Annotated in this window: 17 protein-coding genes and 1 tRNA gene; 13 read left to right on the top strand and 5 right to left on the bottom strand. The window is 71.3% G+C overall.

Annotated features, from left to right (window positions below; all coding sequences use genetic code 11):
* Positions 1 to 328: 328 nt before the first annotated feature.
* From JT723_RS01500 to JT723_RS01510, 3 genes are all read right to left on the bottom strand, one after another.
* A complete protein-coding gene (locus JT723_RS01500) occupies positions 329 to 745 on the bottom strand; it encodes a GtrA family protein (RefSeq protein ID WP_205042795.1) in 417 nt (138 codons plus the stop codon).
* 14 nt (positions 746 to 759) lie between these two features.
* Entirely contained in the window at positions 760 to 1,752 is a 993-nt protein-coding gene (locus tag JT723_RS01505; protein WP_205042472.1) for a glycosyltransferase family 2 protein, read from the bottom strand.
* 282 nt (positions 1,753 to 2,034) lie between these two features.
* Positions 2,035 to 3,759: an FG-GAP repeat domain-containing protein gene (locus JT723_RS01510; protein WP_205042473.1), complete on the bottom strand. Its 1,725-nt coding sequence runs from the start codon at positions 3,757 to 3,759 to the stop codon at positions 2,035 to 2,037.
* A 149-nt stretch (positions 3,760 to 3,908) separates the two neighbouring features.
* Here JT723_RS01510 and galE point away from each other — a divergent pair, with 149 nt between their 5' ends.
* The 6 genes from galE (at position 3,909) to JT723_RS01540 (ending at position 10,002) form a co-directional block, all read left to right on the top strand.
* Positions 3,909 to 4,880 (top strand): UDP-glucose 4-epimerase GalE, encoded by a 972-nt coding sequence (galE, locus tag JT723_RS01515; protein WP_205042474.1) that lies wholly within the window; start codon positions 3,909 to 3,911, stop codon positions 4,878 to 4,880.
* An 82-nt stretch (positions 4,881 to 4,962) separates the two neighbouring features.
* Positions 4,963 to 6,078, top strand: a complete 1,116-nt coding sequence (gene proB / locus JT723_RS01520; protein WP_205042796.1) for a glutamate 5-kinase — start codon at positions 4,963 to 4,965, stop codon at positions 6,076 to 6,078.
* A 165-nt stretch (positions 6,079 to 6,243) separates the two neighbouring features.
* Complete coding sequence (locus tag JT723_RS01525; RefSeq protein ID WP_205042475.1) at positions 6,244 to 6,708, top strand: DUF8830 family protein; 465 nt, start codon at positions 6,244 to 6,246, stop codon at positions 6,706 to 6,708.
* Positions 6,709 to 6,878: 170 nt separating this feature from the next.
* Positions 6,879 to 8,165, top strand: coding sequence for a glutamate-5-semialdehyde dehydrogenase (locus JT723_RS01530; RefSeq protein ID WP_205042476.1), 1,287 nt, complete (start codon positions 6,879 to 6,881; stop codon positions 8,163 to 8,165).
* A 111-nt stretch (positions 8,166 to 8,276) separates the two neighbouring features.
* Positions 8,277 to 8,711, top strand: coding sequence for an SCO2583/SCO2584 N-terminal domain-containing protein (locus tag JT723_RS01535; RefSeq protein ID WP_205042477.1), 435 nt, complete (start codon positions 8,277 to 8,279; stop codon positions 8,709 to 8,711).
* Positions 8,712 to 8,775: 64 nt separating this feature from the next.
* The gene (locus tag JT723_RS01540; RefSeq protein ID WP_205042478.1) at positions 8,776 to 10,002 is read left to right on the top strand and encodes an SCO2583 family membrane protein; all 1,227 of its coding nucleotides are present in this window, start codon (positions 8,776 to 8,778) and stop codon (positions 10,000 to 10,002) included.
* On the opposite strand, the gene JT723_RS01545 is transcribed toward JT723_RS01540, so the two are convergent.
* On the bottom strand, positions 9,896 to 11,035 hold the full coding sequence (locus JT723_RS01545; protein ID WP_205042479.1) for a M48 family metallopeptidase: 1,140 nt from the start codon (positions 11,033 to 11,035) through the stop codon (positions 9,896 to 9,898). The two genes, JT723_RS01540 and JT723_RS01545, sit on opposite strands and share 107 nt — an antisense overlap.
* Positions 11,036 to 11,172: 137 nt before the next feature.
* Here JT723_RS01545 and JT723_RS01550 point away from each other — a divergent pair, with 137 nt between their 5' ends.
* The 6 genes from JT723_RS01550 to JT723_RS01575 all read left to right on the top strand — a co-directional run bounded on the left by JT723_RS01550 (position 11,173) and on the right by JT723_RS01575 (position 15,145).
* Entirely contained in the window at positions 11,173 to 11,322 is a 150-nt protein-coding gene (locus tag JT723_RS01550) for a hypothetical protein (protein WP_205042480.1), read from the top strand.
* 8 nt (positions 11,323 to 11,330) lie between these two features.
* The gene (nadD, locus tag JT723_RS01555) at positions 11,331 to 11,933 is read left to right on the top strand and encodes a nicotinate-nucleotide adenylyltransferase (protein ID WP_205042481.1); all 603 of its coding nucleotides are present in this window, start codon (positions 11,331 to 11,333) and stop codon (positions 11,931 to 11,933) included.
* A gap of 37 nt (positions 11,934 to 11,970) precedes the next feature.
* Positions 11,971 to 13,812 carry an LCP family protein gene (locus tag JT723_RS01560; RefSeq protein WP_251512803.1) on the top strand — a complete coding sequence of 614 codons (1,842 nt, stop codon included), beginning with the start codon at positions 11,971 to 11,973 and terminating at the stop codon, positions 13,810 to 13,812.
* Between the two features lie 91 nt (positions 13,813 to 13,903).
* A complete protein-coding gene (gene rsfS, locus JT723_RS01565) occupies positions 13,904 to 14,341 on the top strand; it encodes a ribosome silencing factor (RefSeq protein ID WP_205042482.1) in 438 nt (145 codons plus the stop codon).
* The gene (locus JT723_RS01570; protein WP_240164965.1) at positions 14,338 to 15,003 is read left to right on the top strand and encodes a histidine phosphatase family protein; all 666 of its coding nucleotides are present in this window, start codon (positions 14,338 to 14,340) and stop codon (positions 15,001 to 15,003) included. The genes rsfS and JT723_RS01570 overlap by 4 nt, the downstream gene beginning before the upstream one ends.
* 69 nt (positions 15,004 to 15,072) lie before the next feature.
* A tRNA-Ala gene (locus JT723_RS01575) sits at positions 15,073 to 15,145 on the top strand.
* A gap of 151 nt (positions 15,146 to 15,296) precedes the next feature.
* On the opposite strand, the gene JT723_RS01580 is transcribed toward JT723_RS01575, so the two are convergent.
* The gene (locus JT723_RS01580) at positions 15,297 to 16,319 is read right to left on the bottom strand and encodes a helix-turn-helix transcriptional regulator (protein WP_205042484.1); all 1,023 of its coding nucleotides are present in this window, start codon (positions 16,317 to 16,319) and stop codon (positions 15,297 to 15,299) included.
* Between the two features lie 102 nt (positions 16,320 to 16,421).
* On the opposite strand from JT723_RS01580, the gene JT723_RS01585 reads away from it, so the two are divergent.
* Positions 16,422 to 17,900, top strand: coding sequence for an MFS transporter (locus JT723_RS01585; RefSeq protein ID WP_205042485.1), 1,479 nt, complete (start codon positions 16,422 to 16,424; stop codon positions 17,898 to 17,900).
* The last annotated feature ends 34 nt before the right edge of the window (positions 17,901 to 17,934 follow it).

Consider the following 17,934-nt stretch of genomic DNA (forward strand, 5'->3'; position numbering starts at 1 on the left):
CCCCGCCCACTACGGCTCAGCCCCCGCCGTACCGACCGGTGGACGGGGCCGGAGGCCGCCGTATACGCGTCGTCGCGGGGTACCACCCCCGGACAGCGCACATTCGTGTCCGAAGGGGATGAGGATCCGGCGTGTCTCCCGAAGCTGGATCGGGCGACAGCCTATAGCAGGTTTTCCCTTGGGCAACCGCCTGCTGCCCGTAGTGACGAATTCAGTACATGTGGTGTTCATCAGGGTCCCGGGTCCGTCAGGGGCATGACAAAAAGGCCTCCGTGATCCCACCTGCGCGAGGGCCGGACGGGGCCGAGGCCGGGCAGGTGGGACGGGGTCAGACGGTGGCGGCGGTGCCGGTTTCTGCGGCGGTTTCGGCGACGGAATCGGCGGAGTGGTCGCGGGTCAGGATGCGCCGCGACAGCAGGTAGGTGAACGGGATCGCGGCGGTGGCGGCCACCAGCGGCGCGATCGTGTCGTTCATCCCCGCCCATTCCACGAAGACGTACACGCCGATGCTCGTGATCACGTAGTTGGTCACGTTCGTCAGCGGGAAGAGCAGGAACTTCCGCCAGGTCGGCCGGGTGCGGTAGGTGAAGTAGGTGTTCAGGAAGAACGAACCGGTCATGCTCAGCACGAATGCCGCGGAATAGGCCGCGAAATACGGCATCAGGCCGTGCAGGGCCAGGTAGAAGCCGTAGAAAGTCGCCGTGTTGACGCCGCCGACCAGCGCGAAGCGGACGATCTGCATCATCTGCGGGGACAGCTTCACAGGATCTCCCGGCTGGTGGGAACCCGGTGGGCCTGCGCGACCGCTTCCTCGTGCGCGCGGAAAGCGAAGGACCCGTCGGTCTCCTTGACCAGGAAATGCGGGCGGCGCTTGGTCTCGTAGTAGATGCGCCCGATGTACTCGCCTATCAACCCGAGCATCATCATCTGCAGACCGCCGAGGCCGACGATCGCCACGAGCAGGGTGACGTAGCCGGGGGCGCTCGGACCCTGGATGGCCGCCATCACGGTGATCACCGTCGCGTAGGCCGCGGCCACCGCGGACAGCGCTATACCGGCGTAGATGGCCAGTCGCAGCGGGCGGTTGTTGAACGAGATCAGCCCGTCCATGCCGTAGTTGACCAGCGACCCGAAACGCCACTTCGTCTCGCCGGCCTCGCGGGCGGCGTTGCGGTAGTCGAAGGTGACGGTGTCGAAACCGATCCAGGAGAACAGGCCCTTGGAGAAGCGGTTGTACTCCTGCAGCGACAGCAGCGCGTCGACCGCCCGGCGGGAGAGCAGCCGGAAATCGCCCACGCCGTCGGTCAGCTCGACGTCGACCCACTTGTTGATCATGCGGTAGTACAGCCGGCTGACGGCGGTGCGCAGCTTGCGGTCGCCCTCGCGGGTGCGCCGGGCGATGACCTGGTCGTAGCCGCTGGCCTGGAGCTCCAGCATGCGCTCGATCAGCTCCGGCGGGTGCTGCAGGTCCGCGTCCATCAGCACCACGGCGTCGCCGGTGGCCTCGCGCATCCCCGCGAGCATGGCCGATTCCTTGCCGAAATTACGGCTGAACGACACATAGTGCGTGCTGTCGCCGCCGCGCTGGGCGAGACCCCGCAACTTGCCCAGGGTGTCGTCGGCACTGCCGTCGTCGACGTAGCAGATTTCGTAGTCGATTCCCTGGGCGTCGAGGGTTTCCCGAATCCGCGCGTCGAAGAGTTCGATCACGGCTTCCTCGTTGTAGCAGGGAACTACTATCGACAGTCGCATCGTGGTCACTTTCGGCGCGGGACGCTGAGCAGGGCCATGGTAGACAGAACCAAAGTCGCGCCGGGGACCCATCAAGGTCAAGACGGCGGAAGTTCAGTCGGCCGCCCAATCCGAGTAGAACGGCGTACATGCGTCCGTAACCCGTACGGCGGGTGCCTGCCAGGGCGCGTGGCGGAGATCACAGGCCGGGCGGGCGTACACGGCAGGGCGCCCGCCCCGGAGAGACCGGTGCGGGCGCCCTGTCGTGCGTGTCGTGCTGCGGTGCGTGCCGTCGGACCGAGGTCAGAACAGCCGGCTGTAGGTGTTCCAGCCGTTGCCCAGCGACGTCTTGGCGCCGAACTTGCCGTTGCCCAGCGAGCTGAAGCGGTACATCGTGCCGCCCGAGCTGATCGCCAGCAGGTCGGCCAGGCCGTTGCCGTCGATGTCGCCGGCCGTGGCCAGCTTCGGGAAGGCGGCGGGGGTGAAGCCCGCGCCGACCTTCACCCGGGCCGAGAACGGCGCCGTGGCGCTGCCCGTGCCCTTGTACAGGTACAGGCTGCCGTCGCCGGCCCGGGCCAGGATGTCGGCACGCCCGTCGCCGGAGATGTCGCCGGCGCCGATGACGGCGCTGTAGGTGTTCCAGCCCGCGCCCAGCAGCTTGCCTGCCGCGTAGCCGGTGCCGGTGCCCGTGCCGGGGAAGAGGTACAGCTGTCCCGAGGAGTTCCGGGCTAGCAGGTCGCTCTTGCCGTCACCGCTGACGTCGCCGGGGGCGACCATCATGTTGTACGTCCAGCCCGCGGTGATCTTCACGCCGCCGCGGCTGCCGTTGTACAGCACGTTGCCGTAGCTGAAGAGCAGCTCCGGGTCACCGCTGTCGGTCGGCGAGACGCCCAGGGCGAAGTTCGTGACCCCCGCGAACTCCTTGGAGTCGCTGGCCGCGTCCCGGGAGAAGAACGTGCCCTTGTTGTTCGGCACGTAGCCCCACAGCGTGCCGGCCGTGTCGACGCCCAGCAGCCACTTCTTGCCCCAGTTCTGGACGCCGCCCATGCCGGCCATCACGTCGAAGAACTGACCGCCGGTGAACATCTTCTGGGCTGCCTTGAAGCCGCCGGTGCCGTTCGGCGCGTAGCCGTACATGTCGCCGTTGAAGGCGCGGGCGAACAGGAACCCGGTGCCGTTCTCGCTGTTGCCGAGACCGATGACCTCGTTGTACGTGTTCCAGCCGGAGCCGATCAGCACCTTGCCCTTGTAGGGCGCGGACGCGTTGCCGGTGGCCTTGTAGAAGTACAGCTTGCCCGTGGTGTCGCGCGCGACCAGGTCGCTGATGCCGTCACCGTCGAGGTCGCCCGCGCCGGCCAGCTGGTCGTAGACGGCCCAGCCGGAGCCGATCAGCAGGCGCGTCTTGTACGGCGCGCTGCCGTTGCCGGTGCCGGGGAAGAGGTACAGGTGGCCGTCGAAAGTCCGCGCGGCGATGTCGGGGATACCGTCCCCTGTGACGTCGTCGACCGCGAAGACCTTGTTGTAGATCGTCCAGCCGGAGCTGGTCCAGCCGGGGTAGTTCGGGAAGTTCGACCCGCTGAACGCCTCCAGCTTGCCGCTGGCGGTCAGCCCCAGCACGTCGGGGCCGGGGACCCCGTCGATGTTGCCGGGGGTGACGACGTCCGTGAACTGCGGGTTGGACGTGCCCAGGTCCTGGTCCTCGGTGGCCAGCGAGTTGTACCAGTGGTAGTCCCCACCGCGGTACAGCTGGTCGGCGACGCCGTCGCCGTCGATGTCGTAGCGGACGGGCGCCGGGGTCTGGACCGCGGCGTTCGCCGTGAGCTTCGACTTCTGCACCGTCTTCGGTGCCGTGAGGTGCGGTGCCTGCTGTGCGGCGGCCGAGGGCCGCTGCGGGGTCGGGCGTGCGCCGGGCTCTGCGGCCTGGGCACCCGTGCTCAGCGCGAAGGCGCCGAGCGAGAGGATGCCGGCCGTGCACGCCGCCACAAGACGCCGGCGGCCGTTGGGCCTCGCCGGCTTGTTTTCTGACACTAATCCCCCCATGGGATCTCAAACAGTGAATCCCGAACCTGGACTTCCGATCTATTTTGATGATCCATCCGGTTCCGGTGGCGGGAGTCTATCCCCCGGGTACGACACCCGGCTCGGGGGTTTACCCTCCGATCGTTAGACTTCCGGCCATGACCTGGATGATTACCGGCGGCGCCGGCTACATCGGTTCACACGTCGTCAAGGCCCTCGTCGCCGACCGGCAACCCCTCGTGGTCCTCGACGACCTGAGCACCGGTGATCCGGAACGCCTTCCCGCCGGTGTCCCGCTGGTGCACGGCAGCGTCCTCGACCGGCCGCTGCTCGACCGGGTGCTGCGCGAGCACGAGGTGCGCGGCATCGTGCACATCGCCGCGAAGAAGCAGGTCGGCGAGTCCGTCGAGCGCCCGCTGTGGTATTTCCGGGAGAACGTCGAGGGCCTGCGGACCGTTCTGGAGGCGGCCGTCGACGGGCAGGTGGACAGCTTCGTCTTCTCCTCCTCCGCGGCCGTGTACGGAATGCCCGACGTGGACCTGGTCACCGAGCAGACCCCGTGCGAGCCGATGAACCCCTACGGCGAGACCAAACTGGCCGGGGAGTGGCTCGTCGGCGCCGTCGGCCGGGCGCACGGCATCGCCACCGCGTCGCTGCGCTATTTCAACGTCGCCGGCGCCGCCGGCCCCGAACTGGGCGACCCCGGCGCCACCAACCTGGTGCCGATGGTCTTCGAGCGGCTCGGCCGCGGCCAGGCCCCGCTGGTCTTCGGCGCCGACTACCCCACCCCCGACGGCACCTGCATCCGCGACTACGTGCACGTCGAGGACATCGCCTCCGCGCACGTCGCCGCCGCCCGCCGGCTCGCCGAGGACCGCGACGCGCACCTGGTGCTGAACATCGGCCGCGGCGAGGGCGTCTCGGTGGCCGAGATGGTGGCGATCATCCAGGAGGTTTCGGGCCACACTGGGACCGCCCCCGAGGTGGTCGCGCGCCGCCCCGGCGACCCGGCCAGGGTCGTCGCGTCCGCCGAGGCGATCAGCAAGGAACTGGGCTGGTCGGCCTCGCACGACATCCGCGACATGATCACCTCGGCCTGGGCGGGCTGGCAGCTGCGCCACCCGCAGTAGCCGCGGCAGCGGCGGGCGCGGCGGCAGCGCACACCCCGACACGAGGGACGGACGTACGGTGACGACGGCGGCACGGCAGGACGTGGTGGAGGCCCGCAGAGTCGTGGTCAAGGTCGGCTCCTCGTCGCTGACCACGGCCGCCGGCGGCCTGGACGCCGACCGGGTGGACGCCCTGGTCGACGTGCTGGTCAAGGCGCGCGAGGACCGGGAGATCGTGCTGGTCTCCTCCGGCGCCATCGCCGCCGGGCTCGCCCCGCTCGGGCTGCCCCGCAGACCCCGCGACCTGGCGCGGCAGCAGGCCGCGGCAAGCGTCGGGCAGGGCCTGCTGGTCGCCCGCTACACCGCCTCCTTCGCCCGCTACGGCATCCGCGTCGGCCAGGTGCTGCTCACCTCCGACGACGTCAGCCGCCGCGCCCACTACCGCAACGCCTACCGCACCCTCGACCAGCTGCTCGCCATGGGCGCCCTGCCGGTCGTCAACGAGAACGACACCGTCGCCACCGACGAGATCCGCTTCGGCGACAACGACCGGCTCGCCGCCCTGGTCGCCCACCTGGTGCGCGCCGACCTGCTGGTCCTGCTCTCCGACGTCGACGGCCTCTACGACGGCGACCCGCGCACCCCGGGCACCAGCCTGATCGCCGAGGTCACAGGACCCCGCGACCTCGAAGGCGTCTCCATCGGCAGCGCCGGGAAGGCGGGTGTGGGCACCGGCGGGATGGTCACCAAGGTCGAGGCCGCGGCCATCGCCACCGGCGCCGGCGTCCCCGTCGTGCTGACCTCCGCGGTGCACGCCGCCGACGCGCTGGCCGGCCGCCCCACCGGCACCCACTTCCACCGCACCGGCAAACGCTCCGCCGACCGGCTGCTGTGGCTCGCCCACGCCTCCGCCCCGCGCGGCATCCTCCGGCTCGACGCCGGCGCGGTCCGCGCGGTCACCCAGCGGCACAGCTCGCTGCTGCCCGCGGGGCTCACCGGGGTCGAGGGCGACTTCGCCGCGGGTGACCCGGTGGACCTGGTCGACGAGTCCGGCGTCGCGGTGGCCCGCGGCCTGGTCAACTACGACGCGCGCGAGCTGCCCAGGCTGCTCGGCCGCTCCACCAGGGAGCTGGCGGCCGAGCTGGGGGCGGCCTACGAACGCGAGGTCGTGCACCGCGACGACCTGGTGCTGCTGAGGCGCCAGGGGCTCACGGGCTGACCTCGTCGGGGGCTTCTTGCGGAAAACGCCCCCGCCGCCAGCCGGAGCCTGGTCAACTTTGATGAGGATGCGATGCGCAGGTACGTCCCTGCCACCGCCCGGATCCGTGCCCGCAGGCACGGGCGGGGCGGGCGGCGGCGGACGCAACCCACAGGGAGACCGCCGGTGAAACGAGGGCGCCCAGGGCCATTGACCAGGACTTCGTCGGAGCGCGCGCTGGTCAGCGTCGACCGCGCGGCACCGGACGGCGCGGTGGTGCCGCACCAGTCGCGGCCGCAGGACCGGCCCGCCGCCCGGCTCTGGCACGTCACGCTCAGCGTCTCGGGACCGCTGACCCCGCTGCCGGAACTGCGCCGCGGCCTCGAACAGCTCGCCCACGACCACCCCTTCCTGCTCACCAGCCGCTACGCCCCCGACCACGCGGAGATCCGCTACTGGGAGGAGGCCAGGGACGTCCACGACGCCGCTGCGCTGGCCCTGCGGCTGTGGGGTGAGCACCGCTCCTCCGCGGGACTCCCGCCCTGGGAGACGGTCGGTCTCGAAGTGATCGACCGCGAGACCTACCACCAGCGCCTGGCCGCCGGCCACGCCCCCGCCCCCACGATCCCCGCGGGCGTCCACCCCTTCTGACCCCCTGCGGGGGGCTGCCTCTTCGGCGGAGGGCAAGCGCTTCCCCTGCGGGGGCCGCCCTTCCCGCGCCCCTGGGTGGCGCCGTCCGGGCGGGAGGGCGCCTCCCGCGAGGGGTGTCCGGGGGCTGGGCGGACGGGGCGCGGGCAGTTCGCGGTCAGTACGCTACTGACATGGATCTGCTGTCGCCGCTCCCGAAGTCCCCCGTCCTGCTCGCGGCCTACCGCGCCAAATCCGCCGCGGCGGATCTGGCCCCGCTCGCGCGGGCCGCGAAGGACGACGCGCTGCTGGCCATCGCGGACGCGCTGATCGTCCGCACGCAGGAGATCGTCGCCGCGAACGCGGAGGACGTGGCGCGGGCGGAGGAGGCAGGGACCAGCCCGGCGATCATCGACCGGCTGACGCTCACGCGCGAGCGCGTCGCCGCGATCGCCGCCGACGTGCGGCACGTGGCGGGGCTGCCCGACCCGGTGGGTGAGGTGCTGCGCGGCTCGACGCTGCCGAACGGCCTCGACCTGCGCCAGGTCAGGGTGCCACTCGGGGTGGTCGGCATCATCTACGAGGCCAGGCCGAACGTGACCGTGGACGCCGCCGCGCTGTGCCTGAAGTCGGGCAACGCGGTGCTGCTGCGCGGCTCGTCCTCGGCGTACGCGTCGAACACCGCCCTGGTCACGGTGCTGCGGGACGCGGTCGGCGGGGCGGGGCTGCCCGCCGACGCCGTGCAGCTCGTCCCGGGCGAGAGCCGCGAGTCGGTCACCGAGCTGATGCGCGCCCGCGGCATGGTGGACGTGCTGATCCCGCGCGGCGGCGCGGCCCTGATCCGTACCGTGGTGGAGGGCTCCACCGTCCCGGTGATCGAGACCGGCACCGGCAACTGCCACGTCTACGTGGACGCCGACGCCGACCTGGACATGGCCGTGGAGATCCTGGTCAACTCCAAGGCCCAGCGGCCCAGCGTGTGCAATGCCGCGGAGACGCTGCTGGTGCACCGGGACATCGCCGAGCGCTTCCTGCCGCGCGCCCTGGAGGCGCTGGCCGGCGCCGGGGTCACCGTGCACGGCGACCCGCAGGTGGTGGCCGCGGCCGAGGCGGCCGGCAGCAAGGCCACCGTCGTGCCGGTGACCGCGGAGGACTGGGAGACCGAGTACCTGTCCTACGACATCGCCGCCGGTGTGGTGGACTCGCTCGACGCGGCGGTCGCGCACATCCGGCTGTGGTCCTCCGGCCACACCGAGGCGATCGTGACGTCCTCGCAGCCCGCGGCCCGCCGCTTCACCCAGCTGGTCGACGCGGCCGCGGTGATGGTGAACACCTCGACCCGCTTCACCGACGGCGGCCAGTTCGGCTTCGGCGCGGAGATCGGCATCTCCACCCAGAAGCTGCACGCCCGCGGCCCCATGGGGCTGCCCGAGCTGACCTCCACCAAGTACATCGTCACCGGCGACGGCCACACCCGCTGACCTGCGGCGGGCCGCCGCCCGCCGGGGTTGGGCCGTCCGGGTGCACAGGAAGCCCACAGCCAACCGGGATTCCCCTGCCCAAAGGGCCAACTTCCGCATTACTCTGGACAGATGCCGGACGATGACGAATTCGCCTCCGTAGTCCTCGACGAAGAATTCGTACGGTCTGCTCTGTTCCACGAGCCCACGGCCCGGGAACGGATGCTGGCCGTCGCCGAAGGTCCCGCGCTACCGCCCGGCTGGCCCGGGCGGCGCAGAAACCCGCGCTCGGCGGTTCCCGAGGCGGGCGACGACGCCGACTTCCCGGAAAGCGACCCGCTGTATGCCGCGGGGCACCCCTACCGGGGCAGCAGCACCCGCTGGCACCGCCCGGTGGCCTGGGCTCTTGCGGTGGTCATGGGCATCGGAGTGGTCGCCCTGACCTTCGCCGCGGTCTACCGCGGCGCGGGCGGCGCCACCCGGCAGCCGGCCGACCCGCCGCCGTCCAGCGGCAGTCCGGTCGGCAGCCAGCTGATACCGCCGGTCGCCAGCACCCCGATTCCCTGATCTCGTGTCAACTCGGCCGGTACCGGGGAGTTTATTCCCGCGCCCGCGGACTTAACCTTGTGATATGAGCGGGCCTGGAGACCCTCCTGAGGGCACGCCCGAGGGCGCCTCAGGAGGCGGTGAGGACGAGTACCGATCCGTCGTCTTCGACGAATCGTTCGTGAGAGCTGCCCGGATCCAGGAGTACTCGGCGCGTGAACGCGAGGACGACGCGTCCCATCCGGTCAGGATCCGCCATGTGCTGCCGCGCGGCCTGGCCCGCCAGGCGGTGGCGCTGATCCTGCTCATCGTGCTGGCCTTCGGCTTCGCCATCTACATGGGCGTACGCCACCCCTACAAGGCCCGCGACGCGGGGACCGGCGAGCAGCTGCGCGTCACGGTCGTCCCGCTGGTGCCGGGCGGCACCGTGCCCGCGGTCTCCCCGAAGGCGCCCTTCACCGGCACCGAGGCGGCCGGCTACTCCACCGGGGTCGCCGGGCTGAACGTGCCCAAGGACATGCACCGGATCGGCGGATACTCCGAGAGTGAGGTCACCGAGGGCTACGACACGGCCGTCGACTTCATCACCGAGTCCGCCCTTGAGGCGCAGACCGTCACCGGCGGCGACGTGGGCGAGGTGCGCGCGCTGCTCGACCCGAGCCAGATCGCCCAGTTCGACCGCAGCCTCAGCGACCCGGCGGCCGACGGCTCGCGGGAGGTCACCGGCTGGATGGTGCGCTTCGACCCGGACCCCGCGGTGCGGGTGGAGCTGGCAGGCGGCGACGCGGGCATCCGGGTGAACGGCAGCTGGGCGGCGTCGCAGACCGGTGACGACCATCTGGAGATCGTCGCCGACCACACCTACGTCTACGCGATCAGCGGCTCGTCCGACCCGGACCGGACGGTGTCGCTGTTCACCGTCCGGCGCAAGCTGCGCTTCCACTTCGACCACCAGGAGCTGACCCGGCACCGGATCGAGGTGGTGCAGGCGGACGTCGCGGCCGGGCCGCTGGCCTGCTCGGCGGAGGTGCAGAGCTACTTCCAGCCGATACTGGCCGGCCAGTCCGCGCCGGACGCGGTCGCCGGTGCGGACCCGTACAACCGCGACCACCCGCCGGGTGCGGTGTGCGCGCCGCTGACGGATGCGACGGGCGCTCCCGCCCCGCCCGCGACGGCCACGACCCCCGCCACGGCGACGGCGACGGCTACGGCAGCGGGCTCTCCGGCTGCTCACCTTCCGGGTCCTGGTCGGAGTCCGCTGCTGACCCCGCAGGCCGTTCCGCAGTCGCCTGCGACGTACCGCCTCCTGTGAAGCGGTCCCTGAGCTTGCCGCCGACGTCGCCTGCGCCGTTGGTGATGTCGCGGATCAGGCCCATCAGCGGGTCCTTGGACTTCTTCACCGTGTCGGCGTAGTGGGTGGCCGACTCCCGGAAGGCGTCGGAGACCGAGGCGTCCTTGTCGGCGGTCCGCCGCGGGTAGTGGCCGTCCATCAGCCGCTGGTACTCCCGGGTGGCCGCCCAGCGGCGCAGCTCGGCGGCCCTGACGGTGGTGAAGGGGTGGCTGCGCGGCAGCACGTTGAGGATCTTGAGCACCGAGTCGCGCAGGTCGCCGGCCGCCTCGTACTCGTCGGCCTGCTTGAGGAAGGCGTCCACGTTCATCTCGTGCAGGTGGTTGCCGCCGGCGATCTTCATCAGGCCGCGCATCGAGGCCTGCAGGTCCTGGCCGACCAGCAGCCCGGCCCGGTCCGCCGACAGCTCCGACTTGCGGAACCACTCGCGCAGCGCGGTGATGATCGCCAGCACCGCGAGATTGCCCAGCGGTATCCAGGCCACGCGCAGCGCCAGGTTGGTCAGGAAGAGCAGTATCGTCCGGTAGACCGAGTGGCCGGACAGGGCGTGGCCGACCTCGTGTCCGATGACCGCGCGCATCTCCTCTTCGTCGAGCAGCTCGACCAGGCCGGTGGTGACCACGATGATCGGCGCGTCCATGCCGATGCACATGGCATTGGGCTGCGGGTCCATCGTCACGTACATCGACGGGACCTTCTCCAGGTCCAGGATGTAGCAGGCGTCCCGCAGCATCGCGTTGAGGTGCGCGAACTGCTCGTCGCTGACCCGGACGGAGTCCGACAGGAACAGCAGCCGCAGGCTGCGCTCGGGGAGCAGTCCGCTGAGCGACTTGAAGACGGTGTCGAAGCCGGTGAGCTTGCGCAGCGCCACCAGGGCGGACCTGTCCGCGGGGTGCTCGTAGGCGCGTGAGGAGATGTCAGGGAACCGCTTGCGGCTGCGTCCGGGCAGCTTCTCGGTGCTCACACGACCGTCGTTCGGTCCGTTCGACTCGGACATACTGGCCCAACCCCCTGGTAGCCCACCGGTACATACTCTGGACGCGCAGAGCCTGCGCGAAGTTCCCGCAGGGCCGCCCGTACGATGTCCGCAGAGTCTTCCCGCCCGTCCCCGACTTCGCAAAGGGTTCCGCTGACATGTCGCCCCTCGCAGTCTCCGCTCTGACCACCCTCGCCGAGGACAACGGCGGCAACCACCCGAGCCTGAGCCCGTACCTGACCGGGTTCGGCGCGCTGGGTGCCCTGCTGATCCTGCTGTGGCTGGTCACCCGCTTCAACCGGGACTGACCGGCGCCATGTCCGACAGCAAGCGCCGCATCGGTGTGATGGGCGGCACGTTCGACCCCATCCACCACGGGCACCTGGTGGCCGCGAGCGAGGTGGCGAGCCTCTTCCACCTCGACGAGGTGGTCTTCGTGCCGACCGGGCAGCCCTGGCAGAAGAGCGACCGGCAGGTGTCCGCTGCCGAGGACCGGTATCTGATGACGGTGATCGCCACCGCGTCGAACCCGACGTTCTCGGTCAGCCGCAGCGACATCGACCGTGCGGGCACGACGTACACCATCGACACCCTGCGCGACCTGCGCGCCGAGCACCCGGCGGCGGAGCTCTTCTTCATCACCGGCGCGGACGCGCTGTCGCAGATCTTCTCCTGGCGCAATGCCGAGGAGCTGTTCTCGCTCGCACATTTCATCGGGGTGACCCGTCCTGGGCATACGCTGTCGGACCCGGGCTTCCCCGAGGGCGGAGTGTCCCTCGTGGAGGTCCCGGCGCTGGCGATCTCCTCGACGGACTGCCGCCAGCGGGTGGCCAAGGGGGATCCGGTCTGGTACTTGGTTCCGGACGGGGTGGTGCGCTACATCGACAAGCGCGCGCTCTACCGGGACGCTTCCGGGTAGCAGGCGCCGCGAAACGAAGCACGTGAAGGGGTTCCTCGTGAACGACGCAAACCCCCGTTGGCAATATGCCGAGGGTGGACCCGACGACGAGAGGGACCCTTACCCGCAGGACCCCTATTACCAGCAGCAGTCCTACGGTTACGACCAGTACGGGAACCCCCGGCAGCCGCCGCCGCCGCAGGCCCCCCAGGTGCCGCAGCAGCCCGGCTACCAGGACCCGTACCAGACCTACGGCGGCCGCCCCGTCCCGCCGCAGCCGCCGCCTCCCGGCCGGGAGGCGGGCTGGATCCCGCAGCAGCCCCAGCAGCCGTACTACGACCAGCAGCAGCCGCAGTCGTACGACACGGGCGGGCACGCGGTGTACGACACCGGACAGCAGCCCGCGTACGAGACGGGCCAGCAGCCGGTCTACGACACCGGCCAGCACGCGGTCTACGGGACCGGCCAGATGCCGGTGTACGAGACGGGCCAGATGCCCGCGTACGAGACCGGGCAGATGCCCGCCTACGACACCGGGCAGCACGCGGTCTACGAGACCGGCCAGATGCCCGCGCAGAGCGGCGCCGCCGAGGAGCCGGCCGCGGCCGGCGGTGCGGCGGGGGCCGGCGGGCGCTCCGGCTACCAGACGGAGATGTTCTCCTTCGTCGACGAGGAGTCCGAGCAGTCGGAAGAGGTCATCGACTGGCTCAAGTTCTCCGAGTCGCGCACCGAGCGCCGCGAGGAGGCCAAGCGGCGCGGGCGCAACCGCAAGACCGGCCTGGTCGTGCTGCTGGTGCTGGCGCTGCTCGGCGGCACCGGCTACCTGTGGCAGGCGGGCAAGCTGCCCGGGCTCGGCAAGACCAAGGCGGCGCAGGCCGCGGCGACCGGGCCGCAGAAGCGCGACGTCATCGTCGTGCACCTGATCCCGGTCGACGGCGGCCCCAGCGACACCGCCCTGCTGGTGGACAACAGCACCAAGGGCCGCGGCACCACCCTGCTGCTGCCGAACACCCTGTCCACCACCTCGGACGACGGCATGGCGGCTCCGCTGGACAAGGCGGTCGGCGACGGCATCGGCCCGGTCAGGGACTCGCTGAACACCCTGCTCGGCGCCGACATCAAGGGCAGCTGGCGGCTGGACAGCCCGTACCTGGAGCTGCTCGTCGACGCGCTCGGCGACATCTACGTCGACACCGACACCACGGTGAAGGGCACCGGCAAGGACAGCGCGAAGACGCTGGTGCAGCAGGGGCAGCAGCAGGAGCTGACCGGGCAGGCGGCCGTCGCGTACGCCACCTACCGGGCCGCGGGCGAACCGCAGACCAAGCAGCTCAGCCGCTTCGGGCAGGTCCTGCAGGCGGTGCTGAAGAAGATGCCCAGCGACGCCACCGGCGCGACCAGGACCGTGCAGTCGCTCGGCCAGATCCTCGACCCGTCGCTGACCGACAAGCAGCTCGGCGCCTCGCTCGCGCAGCTGGCCAACCTGGCCAAGACCGGCGCGTACAGCACCACCCTGCTGCCGGTGCAGAAGGACGGCACCCTCAGCCAGGACACCGACACCCTGGTCAAGGACGTGCTCGGCGGCACCGTCAAGCAGTCCGCGGGCACCACCCAGCCGCGGGTCCTGATCGCCGACGCGACCGGCAATTCCAAGGCGGCCCCGCTGGCCCAGGCCGCGATCGTCAACGGCGGCACCTACACCTACGTCGCCGGGGGCAAAGCGGCGAGCACCAAGAGCACCTCCGAGGTGCTGTACGCCGACCCGGCACGGCTGGCCGCGGCCAAGGACGTCGCCGCGACACTCGGGCTGCCGCCGACGGCGGTCAAGAAGGGCAAGGTGCCGGCCAACGCCGACATCGCGGTCACGCTCGGCAAGGACTACAAGCCGCCGACGCAGTGACGGCCGCGGCGTGATCGAAAACCGGTCGGGGGCTGTCGGAGGGTCGTGAGACCCTTGAAGAAGTCCAGCCCCCGACCGGAAAGCCGTTTCTGTGACCGCCACTGACCGTTCCATCGAGCTGACCCGCACCGCCGCCCAGGCAGCCGCCGACAAGCTCGCGCACGACATCATCGCCTACGACGTCAGCGACGTGCTGTCCATCACCGACGCCTTCCTGGTCGCGTCCGCGCCGAACGACCGGCAGGTCAAGGCGATCGTCGACGCCATCGAGGAGACGCTGCTCAAGGAGCTGGACGTCAAGCCGGTCCGCCGCGAGGGCGAGCGGGACGGCCGCTGGGTGCTGCTCGACTACATCGACATCGTCGTGCACGTGCAGCACTCGGAGGAGCGGGTCTTCTACGCCCTGGAGCGGCTGTGGAAGGACTGCCCGGAGATCGCGCTGCCGGACGACGCGGTCGCCACCCGGGGCAAGGGCAAGGAGCATGCCGCGGCCACCGCCGCTGCGGACGAGGACGGGGAGCCGAGCTGAACGGGCAGCGCAGCGGTCGGCACAGCGGCAGGGGCCGCAGGATCGTGCTGTGGCGGCACGGCCAGACGGCGTGGAATCTGGAGCAGCGCTTCCAGGGCAACACCGACATCGAGCTGACCGAGACCGGCCTGGCCCAGGCCCGCCGCTCCGCCCGCCTGCTGGCCGCGCTGTCGCCCGACGCCATCGTCTCCTCCGACCTGCGCAGGGCCGCGGCCACCGCCGCCGAGCTGGCGGCGCTCACCGGGCTGCCCGTCACGCACGACAAGGGGCTGCAGGAGACCTATGCCGGGCACTGGCAGGGACTGACCCACGAGGAGATCCTGGCCTCGTACGGCGAGCAGTACGCCGCCTGGAAGCGCGGCGAGCCGGTCCGCAGGGGCGGCGGCGAGCTGGAGACCGAGGTCGCCGACCGCGCCGCACCCGTGGTGCTCGCCGCCGCGGACGAGCTGGCCGACGGGGGAGTGCTGGTCGTGGTCAGCCACGGCGGCACGATCCGTACGACCATCGGCCGCCTCCTCGGCCTCGACCCGCTCACCTGGGAGTCGCTGGGCGGCCTGTCCAACTGCTGCTGGTCGGTGCTCGGCGAGGGCGCGCGCGGCTGGCGGCTGACCGAGCACAATGCGGGCACCCTGCCCGAGCCGGTCCTCGGGGACGACGCGTAGCCGATTTCGTTTCCGGTCCACCCACCGGCTATGCTTCTTCACGTCGTCAGGGGAAACCCGGGCGCACGCGGGGCTGTAGCTCAGTTGGTAGAGCGCTTGCATGGCATGCAAGAGGTCCGGGGTTCAATTCCCCGTAGCTCCACAGGTGAGAGGGCGGGACCTGTCCGCGGAAAGTGCGGACAGGTCCCGCTGTCTTCTTTCTGCTCGGCTTCGCCTCGCGGGGCGGGGGTTTCGCCACCCGCACCCCCCTCGGGCTCGCCTTCCGGCGTTTCCGGGCCTGGGTCTGGTTCTGGTCAGGCCGACTTGTCGCAGTCCTGGGTGGCCGCCGCGGCCTCGCGTTCCGCCATGATCACCGACAGCGGGCGGCCGTGCAGGGAGCAGCCGACGATGGGGTCGTCGAGCTGCCGCAGCTGCTCGATGCGCAGCCTGTCGTCCTCCGTGACCGGGGTGTAGACCACGAAGCGGTGCTCGGCCATGCCGTCCACGCTCAAAGACATCGAGGTCATGTTGATCACCCCGATGCCCTCGTGCCGGAAGGCCTTGACCCGCTTGCCGGGCGCCGCGACATTGCCGCTGGCCCACAGCTGGGCGAAGGTCGGGCTCTCCTTGACCATCAGCGCGATGAAGGACTCCCACGCGGGCTCGCCGACGTGCCGCCCGTAGCTCCTGCGCACCTGGGCCACCATCCACGGCAGCTCCTCCGCGCTGTTGACGAAGGTCAGGCAGCACTCCGGCACCGTGAAGAGCTTGTAGAGGACGTTGCGCTCCCAGCGCGCCACGATCGAGGTCATCGGCCACAGCGCCCGGTAGGTCGCGTTGGTGGCGCGCACGTCGTAGCGGGCGTTGTAGATCGCGGCAGGCAGCGGGTTGAGGGCGTCCAGGATGCCCTGGCACTCCACGCCCACGGCCTCCACGTCCGAGACCGGCTCGGTCACGAAGGGGATGCCGGCCAGCCGGTAGAGGTGCTCGCGCTCGGTGGTGTCCAGCTGTAGCACCCGGGCCACCGCGTCGAGCACCTGCACGCTGGCGTTGATCGGCCGGCCCTGTTCGAGCCAGGTGTACCAGGTCACGCCGACCCCGGCGAGCTGCGCGACCTCCTCGCGGCGCAGGCCGGGCGTCCGCCGCCGCAGCCCGGGCGGCATCCCGACGTCCTCGGGGGTGATCCTGGCCCGGCGGCTGCGCAGGAAGGCGGCCAGTTCGGTGCGGCGGGCGGCGCCCTGCTGCCTCCCGGTGCCGGCGGGCACGTCGTGTCGTCCGGGCCCGTCGGGCTCGGCGGGTGTGGACCGGGTGGTGCGCGCTGCCGGAGTGCTGGGCATACGGTCATACTCCCCAACGGGCGGCACGCCTGCCAGGTGCTGGCAGTACCAGGATCACCGGGCTCTCGTTACCGGTATCGCGCCGCCCGCAGGATCATGCGTATGACACAGCCCGTGCTGAACGGCGCCACCGCGCCCGCCCACCGCCCCGCCGTCGATCCCGGCACCACGAAACCCGGCAGGGCGGGGCCGCGGCCCGGCCTGCTGCTCGCCACCATCCTCATCGGCCAGTTCATGGCCCTGCTCGACGTCTTCATCGTCAACGTCGCCGCCCCGACCATCCGCACCGACCTGGACGCCTCGGGCGCCGCACTCCAGCTGATCATCGCCGGCTACACCATCGCCTACGCGGTGCTGCTGATCACCGGGGCGCGGCTGGGCGACCTCTTCGGTCACCGCCGGCTGTTCGTCACCGGCCTCGCGCTCTTCACCGCCGCGTCGCTGGCCTGCGGACTCGCCCAGAACACCGGTGAGCTGATCGGCTTCCGCTTCGTCCAGGGCACCGGGTCCGCGCTGATGATCCCGCAGGTGCTCAGCCTGCTCCAGCTCACCTTCAGCGGTGAGGCCAGGACCCGCGCGATGAGCGTCTACTCCGCCGTCCTGTCCTCCGGTGCCGCGCTCGGCCAGTCGCTGGGCGGCATCCTGGTCAGCGCCGACCTCTTCGGCACCGGATGGCGGCCGGTCTTCCTGGTCAACGTGCCCATCGGCGCGGTGATGCTGGTGATCGCCCCCCGGGTGCTGCCCCAGGACGGGCGGCGCGACCCCGCACGGCGCCGCGGCCTGGACCTGCCGGGCCTGACCGCGCTGGCCGCGGCTGTGACACTGCTCACGGTCCCGCTGGTGCTGGGGCAGGAGGAGGGCTGGCCGGTGTGGGGCTGGGTCTGCCTCGGGCTCAGCGTGCTGCTCTTTTGCCTGTTCATGCTGCTGGAGTCGCGGCTCGCCCGGCGCGGCGGCGCCCCGCTGGTGTCGGGGCGGGTCCTGCGGGCGCCCGGCATGCTGCGGGCCGTCATCGTGATCATGACGACCATGGCCGTCAACGCCGGCTTCCTCTTCGCGGTCGCCCTGCACCTGCAGACCGGCCTCGGCTTCAGCGCCCTGCGCACCGGGCTGACCTTCGCTGTCGCCGCGGTCTCCTTCGGCGGCGTCGGCCTCAACTGGCGGCGGCTGCCGGTGTCCTGGCGGCCCTGGCTGCCCGCGGCGGGCCTGCTGGTCGCCGCCGCGTCCTTCGCCGGCCTCGGCCTCGCGCTGCGCGGCGGCGGGGACGGCGGTGCCGCGCTCTACGTGTCCCTGCTCGCCCTCGGCGCGGGCCTCGGCCTCGGGTTCAGCCCGACCTTCACCCTGGCGCTGTCCACGGTGGCCCCGCAGGACGCGGCCGACGCCAGCGGGCTGCTGGCCACGGTGACACAGCTGGGCCAGCTGATCGGGGTGGCCGCGCTCGGCACGCTCTTCCTCAACCGGCTCGACCTGCCCGGCGTCCACCCCTCGGCCCACGCCTTCGCGGTGACCGCCGCGGCCCTGACCGCGGTGTCCGTGGCGGGCGCGGCGGTGGCGCTGACACGGGGCCGGGGCCGTACGGCCTGACGCTCCGGGGACGCTTCCGCCGGGTGCCCGGCGG

It is taken from the genome of Actinacidiphila bryophytorum (assembly GCF_016916835.1).
GTDB lineage: Bacteria > Actinomycetota > Actinomycetes > Streptomycetales > Streptomycetaceae > Actinacidiphila > Actinacidiphila bryophytorum.

Excerpts from the sequence above, each read along its gene's own strand:
- JT723_RS01500 (WP_205042795.1), bottom strand. The coding sequence starts at position 745 with ATGATGCAGATCGTCCGCTTCGCGCTGGTCGGCGGCGTCAACACGGCG.
- JT723_RS01505 (WP_205042472.1), bottom strand. The coding sequence starts at position 1,752 with ATGCGACTGTCGATAGTAGTTCCCTGCTACAACGAGGAAGCCGTGATC.
- galE (WP_205042474.1), top strand. The coding sequence starts at position 3,909 with ATGACCTGGATGATTACCGGCGGCGCCGGCTACATCGGTTCACACGTC.
- JT723_RS01530 (WP_205042476.1), top strand. The coding sequence starts at position 6,879 with ATGGATCTGCTGTCGCCGCTCCCGAAGTCCCCCGTCCTGCTCGCGGCC.
- JT723_RS01535 (WP_205042477.1), top strand. The coding sequence starts at position 8,277 with ATGCCGGACGATGACGAATTCGCCTCCGTAGTCCTCGACGAAGAATTC.
- JT723_RS01540 (WP_205042478.1), top strand. The coding sequence starts at position 8,776 with ATGAGCGGGCCTGGAGACCCTCCTGAGGGCACGCCCGAGGGCGCCTCA.
- JT723_RS01545 (WP_205042479.1), bottom strand. The coding sequence starts at position 11,035 with ATGTCCGAGTCGAACGGACCGAACGACGGTCGTGTGAGCACCGAGAAG.
- JT723_RS01550 (WP_205042480.1), top strand. The coding sequence starts at position 11,173 with ATGTCGCCCCTCGCAGTCTCCGCTCTGACCACCCTCGCCGAGGACAAC.
- nadD (WP_205042481.1), top strand. The coding sequence starts at position 11,331 with ATGTCCGACAGCAAGCGCCGCATCGGTGTGATGGGCGGCACGTTCGAC.
- JT723_RS01580 (WP_205042484.1), bottom strand. The coding sequence starts at position 16,319 with ATGCCCAGCACTCCGGCAGCGCGCACCACCCGGTCCACACCCGCCGAG.
- JT723_RS01585 (WP_205042485.1), top strand. The coding sequence starts at position 16,422 with ATGACACAGCCCGTGCTGAACGGCGCCACCGCGCCCGCCCACCGCCCC.